Genomic DNA, 18,956 nt, shown 5'->3' with positions numbered 1-18,956 from the left:
CCCCGCTTGAGCATTGGCAGAAATATCGCTATTTTCAATTGCAACTAACTGATTACTATTAATCGTAATATTTCCACCCGTGCCGGTTTCTAAGGAATTTGTAGTAATTTGACTGCCCCGACGCAGTTGAATCTCACGCGAATTTATGGTAATATTTCCTTGAGTTCCAAGACGAGTTTCTGCCCTCAGACTTGCCTGATTCAGACGAATTGAATTCGCTTCAACGGTTAAATTACCCGCCTCTCCCGTTCCCGTTGCACTCACGTTAACTTCTCCATCATTTGCAACGGTTAAATTAGGCGTAAAAAGGCTTATATTCCCCGCATTTCCCGTTCCTTCTGCTAAGGTAAATAAACGACTATTTTCAACATTCGAGCCAATCGTATCAGTTCCCGTAATTTCTACAGATTCAGAAGCATTTACTGTTAATGTTCCGCCCGAACCCCGTTCATTATTAATAGCATTTTCTTCGACAAGAGAACCCGCCCCAATTTGTCCTCCATCCCGAATAATTAATCGATTAACATTTAAGTTAACATTACTTCCGCCACCCGTCCCAAAATTATCCGCAGAGATTCTCGCCCCATTTTCAACAATTAATTCAGGGGTATTTATAATTAATTCTCCAGCATCAGCAGTGGTAATAAACGGTTGTCCTGACTCATCTAGAATTAAATTCCCCTCATTATCACGCGCCGGCGGTTCAGCCGAAACAAAAATCCCACTTCTTTGGTCTTGCTGCGGTTCTGGTACAGATGTAGTTCCGCTTAAAATAACGGAATTCACAGCATTAATCGTCACATTTCCACCTTGACCTCCATTTCTAGCAGTGCTGGATATCTGCGCCCCATCTAGTACAGAAAGTTGTCCAGTTTCGATAATTAAGTTTCCAGCATCACCTGTCGCTCCTGGTTCAACTTTAGTAAACAATCCACTTGGAAATGTATTTTCTGATGTGATTTGACTACCCTGCAATACAACAGAATCAGAGGCTCTTATGATTAAATCTCCAGCCTGACCGGAATCAAAGGTAGAAGCTGATATTTGCGCTCCATTTCTAACAATCAACCTTTCAGTATTCAGAGTAATTGTTCCTCCTGTACCTTCATCAAAAGCTTGAGCCACCAACGCTGTAGGACTGGAACCCTCTGTTCTTGTCTCTATCAGTTCTACTGAGTCGCTAGCATTTATTATTAAATCTGCTCCTTGACCTGTGCTAGAAGTAACCACAGAAACTTGCGCTCCATCCCGAATAATTAACTGTTTCGTGTCAATTGAGAGGGTTCTTCCTTCGCCTGTAGCTTCTGCTTCAACTTCTGCAAATAAACCACTTGGTAACTCATCTGTTGTGGTTCCTACTAATTCTACTGATTCAGTTGCACGAACTTCTAAATTTCCGGGTTGACCTTGACCTCGACCAACAGTTATGACAAATGCACCATTTTGGATAGTTAATCTTCCGGTTTCAAGTATTAAATTACCTGCGGCACCTGTTCCTTCACTATAGGTCGCTAGTTCGGTTGCATCTCCACTCATATTTAAAGATTCAGAAGCAATAACAATTACATTTTCTCCGGGTTCTGCACCAAACGTATTGGAAACAATAACAGAATCACCTGTGAGATTTACTTGTCTTCCCTGAATTTGAATTCCTCCTCCTCGTTCACCACTTGTATCTATTAAAGCTCGGTTAGATAGACTAATATTTTGAAAATTCTGCACGCCGTCGTAATTTAAAGTAAATCCTTCTGGTACGGTTGTAAGGCTAACAAAGCTATTTCCGGCGACACTACCTAATTCAATTCGTCCTCCTGTTGTTGTCAGAATTCCACCTTCTAGATTAACTTCTCCTCCAATAAGAGCCAAAGTTTTTTCAGGTGGAACTTGCAAACCGATAAATCTCTCAAATTCAACTCCTGTTTCATCAACTTCTACAAAAGAACGGTTAACAATTTTACCTGGATTTTCTCGAAAGCCCAAACCAACAGGAATATTAATGATTAATAGCGGTGGAGTATTAGGATTAGTTGCTCTAAATTCACTTCCATTAGCGAAAATGATACTATCTGCACTTGTCGCAAAAAACGAACCTCCAATATCAAGGGAAGCATTTTCACCAAAAATAATTCCATTGGGATTAATTAGAAATAGATTAGCAATTCCATTCGCTCTCAAAACGCCATTAATTTCTGAAATTGAACCCCCTGTAACGCGAGAGAAAATATTCTGAACCTCAACAGCGTTATTAAAAAAAGCAGTTTCCCCCGTCTGGACAGAAAACCGCTCAAAACTATGAAAAAGATTGTTCCCGTTTCTTGTTCCTCCATCAATTTGTGTGACATTACTTTGGGGAGTAACGATAGAGTTTTGGGGTAGGGTGTTATCTGGGACAATTTGTGCGTCTGCGGGTAAAGGAGTAAACAGAATACTGAGAAGACTTCCTCCGATAAACCCGATACACGACGATTGAATGAGGTTATTCAACATGATTTCGATGCACTGCGACAGGTGGGCTAGTGAAATAGCATATCATTATTGTACGAAGATTTTCACCCAAAGTGTTAACGGAAGAAAAATTAATTTCATCCGTTTCCCCGCATCCTGAATTCAAGAAAATTTACGATTTTCGATTCAACTTACGCTGAAGTCCCCAACCTGCACCTACAACTCCTAGAATGAGTAAAGAGTTTGAAATGTCAGATTCAGGAACAGATATTTCAACGACTTCAATCTCCGAATTTTCTAAATTTTGTTGTAATAGCCTCTCAATCAATGATGGCTGTCTGAAAAGAGTGAAGATATCTTTTAAGGAATTAACTGGATCGAGTTCCTTTGGTATTTCAGCTAAAGGTATCGCAAAGTCTACCAGAGTAACACCTCCTGAACCTGGTGGAATAAATTCGTTCCTGCCCGTCAGGGGATTAATAAAGCTATATTCAATGAAAAGACTACTCTCTGAACTACTTTCTCTCGTGCCTGTCTGAGGATTAATAACACTATATTCAGTCAATCCCCATTCTTGTCTTATCCTTGCTCTCAAATCCAAAACATCAAATGATCCAGATTCTAGTATCTCAGGGGTTTCTTCAGGAGAAGTGCAACATTCTGTTACTGTATAATTAAAATTCTGAATAGCTCCCTCAAAAATACCCAAGTCTTGGTCATTCGGTTTACTATCAAATATTTCTTCACCTTCAGGCGTTTCGGTCAATAAGCTGAATTCATAATTACTATCGAATCCACGGAAACTATTTATAGACCATCTACCCCCCCTTGCTACTGCTGACTCTACAACAGTTCCCAAAACAGCCCCAAGCGTTAACGCTGTAACTGTTATTAACTTGATCATTTTCATTTGCACTAATCTCCCCAGATGATGTAAATAACTGTAAACTTTGATTGACTTTTGCTGTGTTAACTTACGTTATTGGAACGGATAAGTTAACAATATTCCTATCTGCTTCCCAAAATGTTAACCGAAGAAACATACAATTAACCTATCGGTTTAATACGGTTCTCAATTCGAGAATATTTATGATTTGATTTTAAATCTACGTTTCAGTCCAAAACCAGCACCTAAAATGCCTATAGCAAATAAGGCATTCATCGAACTCGGCTCTGGAACGTATTGTATTTCTACGTCAGCATCAGAATTGGTTGAGTTTAATAAACTTTTTAGTAAGAGTTCACCATCATCATCTCTTAAGTTAAACAGACTGAAAATATCCTTTAGAGAGTTAACTGGGTCAAGGCGAAGTTCTGAGGGAATCCGATCTAGACGTAGCTGAAAGTTAAACAGAAGACTATCAATTGGAAAAACTTGCTTATTTGTGTTTGGAAGAAGAAAACTATATTCAACCACTCCCTCTCTGTTTCTCGCTTGTAAATCTAAAACTGGAAATGAGTCATCTATATAAGATCCTGTAAAGCCGGATAATTCACATCCATTACCTAAGTTAGGGAATGTATCAGCATCGTCACTTTGTGAGCAAAAAGAAAAGTTTTCAATGGCTCCCTTGAAAAGACCTAAATTCCGATTACCCCGTTTGCTATCACGTATATCTTGACCTCTAGGCGTTTGAGTAAATAAGCTAAATTCAAAATAATTTTCTGGCTCGGCCGTACTACTTCCAGACCATCTACCCCCCCTTGCTACTGCTGACTCAACAAAACTCCCAAAAACAGCCCCAAGCGTTAACGCTGTAACTGTTATTAACTTGATCATTTTCATATGCACTAATCTCCAGATGATGTAAATAACTGTAAGCTTTGATTGACTTTTTATTTCTGAACTGACTTTGAATACTTAGACAATCAATTCAATCTTAGATCGGGGTTAACCTACAGAGTGTTAGAAGTTTAATGTGTTCATACTATACTAACCTGTTCGTAACAAGTCAACATCCTTTACCCAATCTTTAAAATATAAAGAAATGTTCTTTACATAAAGGAGTGTTGTGTAAAGTTGACTCCTGGGGAATAGTCTATCGGTCTTGATTTCAGCCATTTTTTACCTCATCTAATAATCTCAACCGTCTAAATCTAATGGAATGACCAAAAACTTTTTGATGTTATTTCCCGCCAGCGTTTCTAGTAAATCTTCTACATTACACCAACCGTAAACCGTTTGAGACTCAGCATTAATAATCCGCACAAACTGATCAGACGATAAATACTGATTCGCAAGTTCAGCAGGTAAAATTGAGAGATTTTTTTTCATAATAGACCTCAACGGGTGGAATGAACGTTATCAAAAGCTTCTCAGGATTGACTCAAAAAAATGTGAATATTAGTCAATCACCCAAAAGCCATTATCTCGCCAATATTGCTCTTTGATTGCTTGTTGTAAGTCCTCCTCTTCAATTAATCTTTGTGTTACCAGTAGTTCCCCTAATTTCTTAGAAGATGAAGACTGAAACGTTAGGATTTGTTCCAACTGAGATAACGAAATTAACTTTTTCCGAACCAATATTTGTCCTAACTTCACTTGAGTCATTCCTCCATGAAATTAGCTGTCAGTGCGCGAGCCTTGTCAACTGTGTTCTACATATGTTTCTGAACTTGTTGTACTTTTTTTCAGAAATTTGACTTTTTTTGAAAAAATTTCTGTTTTCTGTAACTGAAAATTGGTTATAACTCACATCTTGCGGATCAACAAGACCCGAGAAACCGGGTTTCTCAAGGAAAAATATAGGCTATAAGCTAAAAGCAGTAGCAAGAAACCCGGTTTCTGAACTGGTGCAAGATCTCAGTTACAACACTCTCTAGATAAGCGTTAGAGAACATTCACAACGCCTCACTGGACAAGGTGCTTGTCTGAAATTTTGTAACAAAAACTGAGTCATCCGAAAAAACGACCTCCGAAACCAGAAACTATACAGAGAGTCCTAAACACAGGATAGGAAGTATCTATGCACCAGGGGAAAAGTCCAATTGATTCTCAGTTCAACCAACTCGCAAGAGAGGCTCAACAGTATTCGAAAGGAAGCTACGAGCGCCGACGAGCGTTGAATTTGCTGATGGATAAAATTTTAAAATCTGGTCGTTTGATACGTCCGAAAAAAGGCTCATTTCCTTTTCCAGTAAGTATTTATGAGGATTTGTACAATGAAGCTAAAAGTATAATGATGATGGAAATTTGTCAAAATATTGATAGATACAATCCCGAACAAGATGTGATGGCTTGGTGTAATTTTCTCTTGGATAAACGATTTACAGATTGTTTCAATCAATATACCCGTCGAGGTCTAACTTATTTACCTAAAGGTGAGAAAAATGAAGATGTTGCTTCTTTACCTAATTTAGAAGACTTAGATAGTTTTAGGCTACCTGCTGAACAAATTTCTAAATCTCAAGAACTTCAAAGTTTAATTGAAGAAAATCCAGATAATATCTTTACCAAAGAGTATATTAAAGGACAGCCTAAAGCGACGTTTCAATTTTTGGCGATCGCTAAAATTTGGCAAGATCGCAAATGGAAAGATATTTCAGCCGAATTAAATGTGCCTGTTTCTTCGTTGTGTGAGTTTTATAAAAAGCGGTTAAAGGAATTTACACCGTATTTCCGAGAATACTTACAAAATTAGTTCAATTTCGTTAAACTGGGTGTATTGAGGTATTTAAAATGAAAACTAACAATCTTATGGAATCTTTAACGTTTACTGTTCCTCTTTCGATCAAAGCTCATCAAAAGGCGGATGAGTTTCGCCAAAAACAACTTGCTCCTAAACACGCTAAACAAGTTTATCTGAATACTTTAAGCGTGTATGCGGTTGAGTTTTATTTGAAATGTATGGGATTTGAACCGGATTGGAAATCGAGTGATAGTTTCGATCCAATGATGCAAAAATTTAGCGATGTAGCCGATTTGAATGTGCAGCATTTGGGTAAGTTTGAATGTCGTCCGGTTCTTCCTTCTCAACAAATTGTTTCTATTCCGCTTGAGTCTATGAATCACCGCAGAGGTTATTTTGCGGTACAACTCAATAAGGCTTTAACTGAAGCCAATATTTTGGGTTTTATCAAACAGGTTTCTACTGAAGAAGTTCCTTTGAATCAGTTAAAATCTCTGGATTTTTTTCTCAAATATGCGAGTCAAATCGAAAATGCGGTTAAACTTAACCAATGGCTACAGAATACTTTCGAGGGGAGTTGGGAAACCCTAGAAACTTTTTTTTCTCCTCCGAAACTGGCGTTCCGAAGTAGAAATATAACTTCCGATTCTCTAATACCTGTAAATTCTGATTTGGGAGTTGAACGAATTAAAAAGTTTAGTTTAGAACCAACGGCTGAACAGGTTGGCTTATTGGTTCGTTTGCAACCGAGAACAGACTTAGAAATGGGTATTGAGGTTGAGTTGTATCCCGCTAATAATCAAGTTTATTTACCTCAAAATCTACAACTGATGTTACTCGATGAAAATGGAGAAACTGTCATGCAAGCCGAAGCCAGGAGTACGAAGAATATTCAATTAAAATTTAGTGGGGAATCTGGAGAAATTTTTAGTGTTAAAGTGGCTTTAGGAGATTTGAGTATCGTCGAAACCTTTGTGATCTAAAATTGGAGTTAGGATGAGTAACCCATGATGGAACAGCAAGTTGTCCTAAAATTAGAGGGAAATTTGGAAAGGGGGGTAAGAGTAACCCTGGAAATTTGGTTAGCAAACCAACGAGAACTAGAAATGACAGGCGGTTTACCTCCCAATCTTCAACTCGCAACTTGCTTACAAAATCATTGGGAAAAGTATCGTTTAATTGGTGCGCCTTACCGGATAAAAGTTGAAGGTATTGTTTATGATGGTAGTATTAATCGAGTTGAGGCTTGTAAAGACTCAGCGAAAGAACTGAGTAGTTGTTTTTTAGCGTGGCTAGATGCTTCAGAGTTTCAAAAAATTGATCGAAAATTACGAGATTGGTTCAGTCTCAATCAAACGCTTCGAGTGTTAATTCGCACTTGTGATCCTCAACTTCAAAAACTACCCTGGCATCTTTGGGATTGGGTGGAATCTCGTCTGGCTGAAGTTGCCTTTAGCACTCCAGAATATCATAACATTTCCACTGAATCTTCACCTAATATTCAGGTGCGAATTTTAGCAATTCTGGGACACAGTGAAGGGATCAATATTGAACAGGATCGCCAACTGCTTGAGAGTTTACCGAATGTCGATCTTGTATTTTTAGTTGAACCGAAACGCCGAGAAATCAATGATCTACTCTGGGAAAAAACTTGGGATATTCTGTTTTTTGCGGGACACAGTGAAACCAAAGGTGAGCAAGGAACAATTTACATTAATTCTCAAGAGAGTTTAACCCTGAGTGAGCTTAAATATGGTTTAAAACAAACAGTTCAATCTGGGTTACAACTAGCAATTTTTAATTCTTGTGATGGATTAGGATTAGCCAAAGAACTCAGTGATTTGCATATTCCTCGAATGATTGTCATGCGAGAAATTGTTCCCGATCAAGTGGCTCAAAGCTTTCTGAAGTATTTTCTGACTGCTTTTTCAACTGGAAAATCTTTTACGTTTGCAGTGCGGAAAGCACGGGAACGTTTACATGATGAATTAGAAAAAGAACTTCCCTGTGCGAGTTGGCTTCCTGTTATTTTTCAGCATCCCACAGCGCGATCGCTCACTTGGGAACAGTTGTGTCAACCGCCTAATAAACCTCAGTCTAAACCCCAAAAAACTCCTTTATTTCGATGGAATGATTGGCAAAAAATATTGACGATAAGTGTCGTTATAACAAGCTTAGTAATGGGTGTGCGATCGCTCGGAATACTACAAACTTGGGAACTGAAAGCAATAGATGCGTTAATTCGGTTAAAACCCGATGAACCACCTGATCCTCGGATTTTAATTATAACCGTAACAGAGAAAGATATTCAAGCTCAAAATCCCAATGAATTACGAGGTTCTTTATCGGATACAGCACTGAAACAGTTATTAGAAAAACTCAATCAATATCAACCGAGAGTGATTGGTTTGGATATTTATCGTCCTTTTCCCGTTCAAAAAAATAAGCAAAAATTAGCCAATCTCTTAAAACAAGATGAAAAATTAATTGTTGTTTGTGAAGTTGGCGACGGTGAAAATAATCCTTCTATTCCTCCTCCCGATCAAGTTCCGCTTCAACAAGTAGGGTTTAGTGATGTACCTATTGATCCGGATGGAATTGTTCGGCGTCAGCTTTTGGGAATGACTCCAAACTCTAAATGTAATACAGAAAAATCCTTTAGTTATAAGGTGGCTTATCGTTATCTCAAGGCTGAAGGAATTGAATTTAATCGCACTTCACCGAATACTTTTAAAATCGGTTCAGTTGAGTTTAAAAAGCTTGAACCTGCAACGGGAGGTTATCATCAATTAGATGCAATGGGATATCAAATTATGCTCAATTATCGATCTTCTGAAGCTCCCGCTCAAACCGTTACATTAAGTGATATTCTCAGCGATCGCTTTGATCCAAGGTGGATTCAAGATAGAATTGTTTTGATTGGTACAACGGCTCAGAGTATCGATGATGGTTTTCTCACGCCTTATAGTGCGGGTTATTCACCGATTAAATATACTCCGGGAGTCTTTATTCAAGCTCAAATGATCAGTCAAATTCTCAGTGCAGTTCAAGATCATCGACCCTTGCTTCGGGTCTTACCCAAGGGGGGAGAAGTTCTCTTGATTTTCGGATGTGCTGTGATTGGAGAAATCCTCTTTATTTTTTATTTTTATCGCCAAAAACCTACAATAATATTGTATCTTATTATTGGTAGTGTGAGTCTAATTTTTATCGGTGGTATTGGCTATATTACTTTAACAAAAGGAGGTTGGATACCGATTGTTCCCTCTGGGTTGGCATTGATACTCACTGGTGTTATAAAAGTTGCTTTTCCTAAGACTATATAATGAAAAATGACTCAGATAAAGCTATACTTCACAACCCTCTTATTTTTCCTAAGTTTTACAGGAAAAATTAGTTATGGAATTGATGAGCCTTCAAAAGCTAGCTCATTTTTTCAGCTAGCCAGCAACCAAAACTTTGATTTTGATGGAGATGGCAGACCGGGTAATCGTAAAGGGGGAGCAAGTCGCGGAAATTGCCTTGCAACTCAGCCCCCTCTAACCGCTTTAATCCCTCAAACAAACTTGGGTTTAACGACAAAAGAATATCCAACGTTTTGGTTTTATATTCCTTATCATTCTACCGAAATTCGTCAAGCTGAATTGATGCTTTTAGATGAAAATCAAAGTCCGATTCTCGAAAAACCGATTTTAGTTGAACTATCAAAAACACCGGGAATTATTAGTGTTAAACTTCCCTCAACCGCAAAACCTCTAGAACTTGAACAGGAGTATCATTGGTTTTTTGAACTGGTTTGTGATGCTGAAAATCCATCAAACAATCACAGCGTTCATGGCTGGATAAAACGAGTTCAAGGGAGTCAAGAATTGAACAGTCAGTTAGGAAATAATCAAACCGAAAAAAGTCATCTTGTTTATGCAGAAAACGGTATTTGGTATGATGCTTTAACGAGTCTTATTCAGGGAATGAGCGCTAACCCGTCTGATTCGACTTTAACCAATGATTGGTCTAACTTCCTCAAATCAGTAGAATTAGAAGAATTCATTCCAATTCCCATCATTGACTGCTGCTGACTCGCGAACCGAGTGAAAATCAACAAGTTTTTAAGCAGGGTCGAGAAACTTAGCGACTGTTTGCACATCTTTATCACCCCGTCCCGAACAGTTTAAAATAATCCGAGGACTGCCTTCTAATTGCGGACAAAGGGTTTCTAAATAAGCAATCGCATGGGCAGTTTCCAACGCCGGAATGATTCCTTCTAACTTCGATAACCGTTGAAACGCATCTAAGGCTTCTTGGTCAGTAACACTATAATATTCTGCCCGTTGGCTATCTTTTAAATAACTATGTTCAGGCCCAACGCCGGGATAGTCCAAACCCGCACTAATTGAATGGGCTTCGATTACCTGTCCGTCATCATCTTGTAATAGATAACTCATCGCCCCATGCAACACCCCAACTCGTCCTTTGGTGAGGGTGGCGGCGTGTTTCCCCGTCTCAATCCCTGAACCTGCCGCCTCGACGCCAATGAACCGCACAGAGGATTCATTGACAAACTCGTGAAACAGTCCCATCGCGTTAGAACCACCACCCACGCAAGCCAATAAAATATCAGGTAAACCGCCCCATTTTTCTAAACATTGGGCGCGAGTTTCTACACCAATAACTCCATGAAAGTCTCGCACCATCATCGGGTAGGGATGGGGGCCTGCGACGGAACCGAGAATGTAGTGCGTCGTTTCTACATTTGTTACCCAGTCTCGAATCGCCTCACTGGTGGCATCTTTTAGGGTTCCGGTTCCCGCTTCAACGGGTTTGACTTCGGCCCCCAACAGCCGCATTCTAAAGACGTTTAGGGCTTGTCTTTCCATATCATGGACGCCCATATAAATCACGCATTGCAAGCCAAACCGCGCACAAACCGTAGCTGTAGCGACGCCATGTTGACCTGCGCCTGTTTCAGCAATAATTCGCTGTTTGCCCATTTTAAGGGCTAATAACGCTTGAGCCAAGGCATTATTAATCTTGTGGGCGCCGGTGTGGTTGAGGTCTTCGCGTTTGAGGTAAATTTGCGCCCCGGTACCATCCGGTTTGGCGTAATATTGGGTTAAACGTTCAGCAAAATACAACGGACTCGGACGACCCACATAATCGCGCAAAAGTTGTTGTAATTCCTGTTGAAATTCCGGGTCGTGGCGGTATTGTTTGAAGGCGGTTTCTAATTCCGCTAAAGCTGGCATTAAAGTTTCTGGAACATATTTGCCTCCAAACTGGCCGAAGCGTCCCTGGTCGTCGGGGCGTTGGGTAGAAGTGGGTTGAGAATCCGGGCGGAGGGGTGTTGTAGTCACTGGCTCAAAACGTTAACTGAACGATTGTTTATTATTATATAAGTTTGGGGTCTGGGTTGAATTAATTTTATATTTTATTCGATTCTTGGCGATCGCACTCCGTTTTTTCAGTTTACAGTTTTGTTGGGGTAATTCATCAATTACCCTGACCCGTCACTTAAGTTGCTGCCAACGAGGGTAAAAAGCTAACAATTTGCGGAAATACAATAATCAAGACTAACACCATTAATTGTAGCAGAATAAAGGGAATTGCGCCTTGATAAATATCTTCGGTTGTGACTTCTGGCGGTGCAACACCTCGTAGATAAAATAACGCGAAGCCAAAAGGAGGCGTCAGAAATGAGGTTTGAATATTAGCCCCAAGTACCACACCAAACCAAACTAAATCCATCCCAAAACTTTGGGCAATGGGAACGAGTAACGGCACGACAATAAAAACAATCTCAAAAAAGTCAATAAAAAATCCCAGAATAAAGATTAATAACATTGTAATGACTAAAAAGCCGATAGCCCCTCCCGGTGTATTAGAAAGGGAATCTCGGACTAATTGTTCACCGCCGAGTCCGCGAAACACTAAACTAAATGCCCTCGAACCAATTAAAATAAACATCACCATGCAAGTGGTTCGCAAAGTGGCATCACAAACTTGGCTGATATTTTCCCAATTCAGTCGGCGGTTTGCTGCGGCTAAAATCATCGTCCCGACACAACCCACAGCACCCGCTTCTGTTGGAGTCGCAATGCCAAAAAAGATAGTTCCTAAAATTAAAGTTATCAGTAAGATTGGCGGAATTAAAACTTTAATAATTTTGCCTCCGAGTCCCGGTGCATCTAGGACTTCTTGCGGTAACGCTGGGGCAATATCAGGGCGTAAAAAGGCTACAATTAATACATGAATTAAAAAGGCTCCCGTCATTAATAAACCCGGAATCACTGACCCAATAAATAAGTCACCGACTGAAACCCCGAGTTGATCGCCTAAGACCACTAAAACCACACTAGGTGGAATAATTTGTCCGAGGGTTCCTGATGCGACAATCACTCCAGTAGCCAGCTTTTTATTGTAGTTATATCGCAGCATTGTCGGCAAAGAAATTAATCCCATTGCAATCACCGTTGCCGCGACAACACCTGTTGTAGCCGCAAGTAATGCCCCAACAATGATCACCGCAACGGCTAACCCACCCCGCACCCGTCCGAATAAAATTCCCATCGTTTCTAAGAGGTCTTCAGCAATGCCAGATTTTTCTAACATTGACCCCAAAAAGATAAAATAGGGAATGGCAAGTAGGGTAAAATTATTCATAGTACCGAAAATTTGTTGGGGCATTGCTGACCACAAAATCGGGTCAAATATTCCCAACGCCATACCAATAAACGTAAAAAAGAGGGCAACTCCTCCCAGTGAAAAGGCAACGGGATAGCCAATTGCAAGAAAGACTAACACCGCCCCAAACATTAACAGACTTAACAGATCTGGATTCATAGCATTCGACAAGATTTAAACAGATTTCAATTCAAAATACTTGAAATTATGATCAAACTAGAGGAAGTTTATGTAATCAAATTACTCAATACAATTCTGGGATTTCAGCTATTCCAAAGATCGGCGACTGGGATCTTCAATTTCCGGCGTGAGAATACCTTTAAAAATGGCAAAGTTTTTAATCGCCTCAGAAATTCCTTGCAAAATTAACAACAAGAAACTGACAATAATTAAGCTTTTAATTGGATAACGAGGTAAACCACCCGGATCAGGTGAAGTTTCTAAAATTGCCCAAGAATTGCTAACAGCCCCCCAAGAATAGAAGATCACCATCACACAAAAGGGAATCAGGAAAAATACACTTCCAAATAAATCAACTAAAGCTTTTTGTTTGGTATTAAGGCGACTTTGAATCACATCAACTCGGACGTGTTCATTGTGCTTTAACGTGTAAGCCGCACCTAACAAAAAGATCACATCAAAAATATACCATTGGGTTTCAAGCAGGACGTTTGAACTGAGATTTTGCCCGACTGTCCGCCCTACATAACGACCGACAACATTCCACGTTCCTACAGCAATCATCAGCAGGGCAAACCAATAAACAAAACGACCAATCGATTCATTAAACTGGTCAATTAATCTAGAAATCTGCAATAGAACTTGCACAATCAACTCCCATTTGTAATCAATGTAACAGATAGACTCTTGTTTATCTTATATCATTAAAATTAGAGTGCATCAAACAGATTACTCTCTTTCTGGTCAAAAAATGAGGTCATTTGATGCACCCTACAGGCAGTTAACTGTTAGCTTCCAACTGACACAGCAACACCGCAAACCAGGGGTGAGAATCCGTCCAAACCTGTAGCGAGATTAAACCTTTAGATTTCAGGTAAGCTTGCATTTTTTCTAAGTTAAACTTGCGGGAAATTTCAGTGTGAACCGTTTCTCCTGCGGCAAAATTCACCGTTAAGTCTAGACTCCGCAACTGAACGGTTTGCGATCGCAAACTTCTCAAGTGCATTTCGATCTGATGCTCTTGTTGATTGTAAAAAGCCCAATGTTCAAACTGTTGTAAATTAAAATTACCTTCAAAACGGCGATTAAGATGTTGCAGCATATTCAAATTAAACGCCGCAGTTACTCCTTGAGCATCATTATAAGCCGCTTCTAAAATCTTAGGAGGTTTTTGCAAATCAATTCCCAAAAGAAAATACTCTCCGGGTTGTAATGCGGTTGTAATTTGAGCAAAAAATTGATCAGATTCCGCCGGACTGAGATTTCCCAACGTACTCCCCAAAAAACCAATCATCCGGGTTGGTAATGGGGGAGATTTTAGTTGTTGAAGCGCGAGTTCATAGGTACTAACCAAACCATGAACCTGCAAAGAAGGATAATCTCCTAACAATTCATAGGCACTTTTTTCCAACATTCCCCCGCTAATATCAATCGGTAAATAGCGTAAAGGATGATTGAGCTTTTGGTAAGCATCTAGCAGAATTCGCGTTTTTGTCGAACTCCCACTTCCCAACTCAACTAATTCACAAGGGCCTGTCAAATGAGCGATTTCTGAAGCACAATTTCTCAAGATAGCAGTTTCGGTGCGAGTCGGATAATATTCCGGTAACTCACAAATTTCCTCAAACAATACCGAACCGCGATCATCATAAAAATACTTGGGAGAGAGAGTTTTTGGGCTTTGAGTTAACCCGTGAATTACATCCGTCGCTTGAAGAATATCCGACTCCAGAGAAGCCGTCTCACTGACAAGATTTTCGATCCACAGCCGTTTTTTCAGAAGTGAACAATCACTCTCTTTAGAAGTTGATGGGTTTGAAATTTGCATTGCAACTTAGCTAGACGCAGCAATTGAGACCAACGCCAACTTGCCCAGTCATTTTCAGGTCTGACGGACAAATTTAAGACGATCTCGTTTATTATTGTCTCATAAGTTGGTAAGCTTCCGCAGAACAGCAAGCGAACTGGAAGAGATTTCTTCGACTTGATCGGATACGATAGAACCACAAGCAACTACAGGAGCTTGTCCCTCACGGAAAACCCCACAGTCCCCGACAAGCATCACACCTGGACTGACTTCTAAAGGTAGATTTTTGTTGAAGTTAACTGCAATTGTAGCAGGACTGCGATCGCCTATTTTGACTGATAAAATAATCGCATCAGAAGAAGACGACAGTAAATTCACGGTAACTGTAGGAACCCGATCTTTTGCAGGAACCAAAACCCAAGCAAAGCAGGTTGAAGCTTGAATTTGAGTTGAATAAATCGCAGTTGGATTGGGTTGTTTATGGTTGTATTCTCGACTCCACCAACCCTGAACCGGATTTTCTTGACCTTGAATTAAATTTACCATCCAACCCACCGGAGAAGCCGGAATTATTTTCAGATTTCCTAATCCCGCATCCACTGAACCGACAGAATCTCCTTCTACAACGACGGTACAATCTGGATGAAAATGCCATAAAGTCTCCAGTTTACGCGGACGATTCGTAATAATTTGATCGACAACGATCCAGTATTGATCATGCAGATAGACAACCGATCTTGTGTGAATCGCCGTTCCTGAAACCCTTTGAAAACCCTGATCAAACTGACCCCGAGCATAGTCTAATTCTGATGAGATACTATAGTTAATATTCTCAACAAGCGGACGACGAGCTTCTCGGATATCCATCTTCTGTCCGCCTCCATCAACCAAAATTACATTATGACTCGCTGACCCTCGAAAATAACGCCAGTAAGGACTACGAACATAACTATATCGACCACTATCGACTAATAAATCTCGTCCATAAGCCGCGATAGAAAGATGCAATTTATCGTTATGAATGTGATAGTTAATTCCCATTGGCCCGATGTCAAAAAATGCCCAATGAGCCTGGGTATCCCAACCATTTCGCATGATCATTTGACCCGCCCAAGGAAACAGGACTGATGGCTCTCCTATTGGCTTCTGACCCAGCTTTCCATTTGTGGTAATATAAGTCCAGTCAGGACGATCATAGGTGATGGCTGCTTCCTGCACAGGCTGTTGATTCTCATCTCGATCTGAATCATTATTCAAAACACCACTACCATCGGGACGCATGGAATAAGCCAGATAATTCCACATCTGTTCTAAGCGTTTTTTAAAAGGCAGAGGAACGAACTGATCAGCTTGAGTTAATAACCTCGCAAAACTTTGAAAATCATTCATGGTGACTCGATGATAATGACTGGTTAGTTCTTTGTGAACACCATCGGGATACACCTGAATATCTATTTCTTTTATAAAACGATTTTTCGCATATTTCAACCATTCTTTAGCCTGTTTAAATTCTGGCCAGTAAAGAGATATTGTCGCTAAACCATTCATTTCTCGACACAGCCAGTTCGCTCCCCAACTATGAAGATGTCGCAGATAATAGCCATGATTCGGAATACTAGATAGCATGAGAATACGAGCCACATCCGAAAATTCTTGCACGGGTTGTAAACGATAAAAAATTGACGACCAATGAATCATTCGCCAAGCAACTTCTAAGCCCCGCCACTGCGCCCAGGTGGAAGGATTTGTTAAGGATGGACTTGAAAGAATCCAATCAATAATTTGATCGTTTAAGTGGCGAATATAGTAGGGTTTACTGGTTTGTTGATAAGCCATCAACAAGTCAATAAAATGATAGTGACGATTGAGAAACCAAGCCCACTGTTCATCATTTTTTTCTCCTTTGTATGACCAATCTAAATGATGGTTAGCTAACCGAGGAACTTGGCTAGTTGCTGATTGAAAGGTCAAAATATCTTTGAGTAATAAATCAGGCTCAGAATTATTGACTGAATTCGGTTGAACTGCTAGCTGATGATGCCATTGAGTCGGATGATCGTTTCGGTAATATTCAAGTAACGCTTTACAGGCGCCTAACCAATTGCCTTTGGAGACTTCGATTTTAGTAATTTTTAAGCCTTCTATTTCTAAGTTGAGATTGGAAAATAGATTTTTAATTCGCTGCGGATATCGCTGACACAGATCTTCAAGTGACATGAGACTCCAATCAACGTGATATTCTCCTTGACTTAATCTTTGGGGAGTATTGATTGAGATCAGCCAAATTGTATTAAAAGGATAAATCAATCCTTTTTTGATTTTAATGCCTGCTTTTTTCAGATTGATTTTTAATTTTTGAATCCCATCATAAAAAAGATCGATGTTCAACGCTTTATCAATCATGGTGTACCTGTTTTTCAAACCGAGAGGTGATATTTAGGCGAATCGAATTTTTTTGATTTTATTGAAAAGCCAAATTCTGTTCCTGCACCGAAGGAACATACCAATTTTTTTTGTTTTATATCAAAAAATTAATAGGGCAGGATGAGAAGATAATTTTTGAGATTCTCTCCTCTGTCACCCTGAAAGCTTCTCTAGCTAGCTAGTACAACCCAACTCTAGGATTCCCTGTGAAAAACTAGAAATTGATGATCGCGATAATATACCCAATATATCAAAGATTATAAAATTAACAAATCTGAAGATTTAGACAACATAGCGATATCCAGACTCTCCAACCCCCAATCGAATATAATGTGGTAGATTAATGTAGCATTCCTTGAGCGGGTTGTAATTTTGGTTCAATATTCAGTCCCTAACACTCATCTCAAATCTTTCGTCTAATGACCCTTCAACCTCCAACTGACTGCGACGATCAAAACTTGATTCTGCGTGAGTTGATCACTCAGCAAATTACCGCTAGCCCAAATCAGCGCATTTCCTTTGCCGATTATATGAATGGGGTTCTTTATCATCCCCAACAGGGATATTACGCAACTCCTCACACTCGCATCGGTGCAGAAGGCGATTTTTTTACCGCCCCTCATTTGGGCGCTGACTTCGGAGAATTACTCGCTGAACAGTTAGTGGAGATGTGGGAGATTTTACATCAACCTCAGCCGTTTACCCTCGTGGAAATGGGCGCCGGACAAGGGATTCTCGCGGCGGATATCCTACAATACATTCAGCGACAGTATCCGCACTGCTTCGAGGTTATCGATTATATAATTATCGAAAAATCACCCGCCCTCAAAGCCGAACAACAACAAAAACTCCAAAACACAATCGGTTCTGCTGTCTCTGTGCGTTGGTGTGAATGGCCGGAGATTCCTGATGATTCAATTACAGGCTGTTTCTTCTCTAACGAACTCGTGGACGCTCTCCCGGTTCATCAAGTGATTGTTCGCGATCGCCAACTCCGAGAACTCTATGTATCGTTAAATTCCCTAAATTCCCATAGAGAGGGCGAGTATAGCAGTAATGCTTATTTTACCGAAATTGAGGGTGAGTTGTCAACCCCCCAACTTTTAAGCTATTTTTCCCCGCTAAAAATCGACCTATTATCCAATATTTATCCCGAAGGTTATCGCACTGAAATCAACCTAGCTGCAATCGATTGGATAACAACAATTGCCAAAAAATTAAATCAAGGATTTGTATTAACCATTGATTACGGCTACTCTGCCGAGCGCTATTATACCCCAACTCGTTCAAGCGGAACCTTGCAATGCTATTATCAACACCGTCATCATAACAATCCTTACATTTATATTGGCAAACAAGATATAACCGCTCACGTAGATTTTACCGCCTTAGAAAAACAAGGAGAACTATTAGAATTAGAAATCATCGGCTTCACTCAACAAGCCCTATTTTTAATGGCATTAGGACTCGGCGATCGCATAGCAGCAAATTCCCAAACTCCAGGACAAAATTTATCCGAAGTGTTACGAAGACGTGACTCCTTACATTCTCTGATTAACCCAATGGGTTTAGGGGGGTTTGGAGTTTTAATTCAAGGGAAAAGGTTAACAGCCTCAAAGCCAATTCAGCTTAAAGGTTTAACCATTCCCCAATTTTAATCGGAAGAAAAAAAGAACACCAAGACACAGAGACACCAAGAGAAAACTTTCGTGTCTTTGTGTCTTCGTGGTAAATTTCCCCCTCAACAAAATGTTCTCGATAATAGAGACATAAGAAACAACACCCAGAATAAA

The 18,956-nt window shown here is 39.9% G+C and carries 15 protein-coding genes; 5 read left to right on the top strand and 10 right to left on the bottom strand.

From position 1 onward, the window contains the following. The 5 genes from WN50_RS18740 to WN50_RS18720 all read right to left on the bottom strand — a co-directional run. The coding region (locus WN50_RS18740; protein ID WP_046280814.1) for a two-partner secretion domain-containing protein at positions 1-2,487 on the bottom strand (2,487 nt) is incomplete at its 3' end. Positions 2,488-2,617: 130 nt separating this feature from the next. After that, a complete protein-coding gene (locus WN50_RS18735; protein ID WP_046280813.1) occupies positions 2,618-3,355 on the bottom strand; it encodes a hypothetical protein in 738 nt (245 codons plus the stop codon). 177 nt (positions 3,356-3,532) lie between these two features. Next, positions 3,533-4,231: a PEP-CTERM sorting domain-containing protein gene (locus WN50_RS18730; RefSeq protein WP_046280812.1), complete on the bottom strand. Its 699-nt coding sequence runs from the start codon at positions 4,229-4,231 to the stop codon at positions 3,533-3,535. 297 nt (positions 4,232-4,528) lie between these two features. Next, complete coding sequence (locus tag WN50_RS18725; RefSeq protein ID WP_046280811.1) at positions 4,529-4,720, bottom strand: hypothetical protein; 192 nt, start codon at positions 4,718-4,720, stop codon at positions 4,529-4,531. 69 nt (positions 4,721-4,789) lie between these two features. After that, positions 4,790-4,996, bottom strand: coding sequence for a cyclic di-GMP-binding domain-containing protein, MshE-related (locus tag WN50_RS18720; RefSeq protein WP_200906314.1), 207 nt, complete (start codon positions 4,994-4,996; stop codon positions 4,790-4,792). Positions 4,997-5,411: 415 nt separating this feature from the next. Between WN50_RS18720 and WN50_RS18715 the strand changes: the two genes are divergently transcribed. The 4 genes from WN50_RS18715 to WN50_RS18700 are packed head-to-tail and all read left to right on the top strand — an operon-like array spanning position 5,412 to position 10,150. Next, positions 5,412-6,086, top strand: coding sequence for a hypothetical protein (locus WN50_RS18715; protein WP_046280810.1), 675 nt, complete (start codon positions 5,412-5,414; stop codon positions 6,084-6,086). 38 nt (positions 6,087-6,124) lie between these two features. After that, the gene (locus WN50_RS18710) at positions 6,125-7,057 is read left to right on the top strand and encodes a DUF1822 family protein (protein WP_072075605.1); all 933 of its coding nucleotides are present in this window, start codon (positions 6,125-6,127) and stop codon (positions 7,055-7,057) included. 24 nt (positions 7,058-7,081) lie between these two features. Continuing rightward, on the top strand, positions 7,082-9,400 hold the full coding sequence (locus WN50_RS18705) for a CHASE2 domain-containing protein (protein WP_235441023.1): 2,319 nt from the start codon (positions 7,082-7,084) through the stop codon (positions 9,398-9,400). 6 nt (positions 9,401-9,406) lie between these two features. Continuing rightward, positions 9,407-10,150 (top strand): DUF928 domain-containing protein, encoded by a 744-nt coding sequence (locus WN50_RS18700; protein ID WP_049560195.1) that lies wholly within the window; start codon positions 9,407-9,409, stop codon positions 10,148-10,150. A 30-nt stretch (positions 10,151-10,180) separates the two neighbouring features. Here WN50_RS18700 and trpB read toward each other — a convergent pair whose 3' ends face one another. The 5 genes from trpB to WN50_RS18675 all read right to left on the bottom strand — a co-directional run bounded on the left by trpB (position 10,181) and on the right by WN50_RS18675 (position 17,142). Then, on the bottom strand, positions 10,181-11,425 hold the full coding sequence (gene trpB / locus WN50_RS18695; protein ID WP_046280807.1) for a tryptophan synthase subunit beta: 1,245 nt from the start codon (positions 11,423-11,425) through the stop codon (positions 10,181-10,183). Positions 11,426-11,582: 157 nt separating this feature from the next. Continuing rightward, positions 11,583-12,911 (bottom strand): TRAP transporter large permease, encoded by a 1,329-nt coding sequence (locus WN50_RS18690; protein ID WP_046280806.1) that lies wholly within the window; start codon positions 12,909-12,911, stop codon positions 11,583-11,585. Between the two features lie 108 nt (positions 12,912-13,019). Then, on the bottom strand, positions 13,020-13,580 hold the full coding sequence (locus tag WN50_RS18685) for a TRAP transporter small permease subunit (protein WP_046280805.1): 561 nt from the start codon (positions 13,578-13,580) through the stop codon (positions 13,020-13,022). A gap of 133 nt (positions 13,581-13,713) precedes the next feature. Next, positions 13,714-14,760: an L-histidine N(alpha)-methyltransferase gene (gene egtD, locus WN50_RS18680; protein ID WP_046280804.1), complete on the bottom strand. Its 1,047-nt coding sequence runs from the start codon at positions 14,758-14,760 to the stop codon at positions 13,714-13,716. Positions 14,761-14,859: 99 nt separating this feature from the next. Next, complete coding sequence (locus WN50_RS18675; protein WP_046280803.1) at positions 14,860-17,142, bottom strand: alginate lyase family protein; 2,283 nt, start codon at positions 17,140-17,142, stop codon at positions 14,860-14,862. A gap of 440 nt (positions 17,143-17,582) precedes the next feature. Here WN50_RS18675 and WN50_RS18670 point away from each other — a divergent pair, with 440 nt between their 5' ends. Then, entirely contained in the window at positions 17,583-18,821 is a 1,239-nt protein-coding gene (locus WN50_RS18670; RefSeq protein WP_046280802.1) for a class I SAM-dependent methyltransferase, read from the top strand. Positions 18,822-18,956: the final 135 nt, after the last annotated feature.

This window comes from Limnoraphis robusta CS-951 (assembly GCF_000972705.2).
Note: the sequence above shows the minus strand (reverse complement) of the source record. Positions and strands in the feature narration are given on the sequence as shown.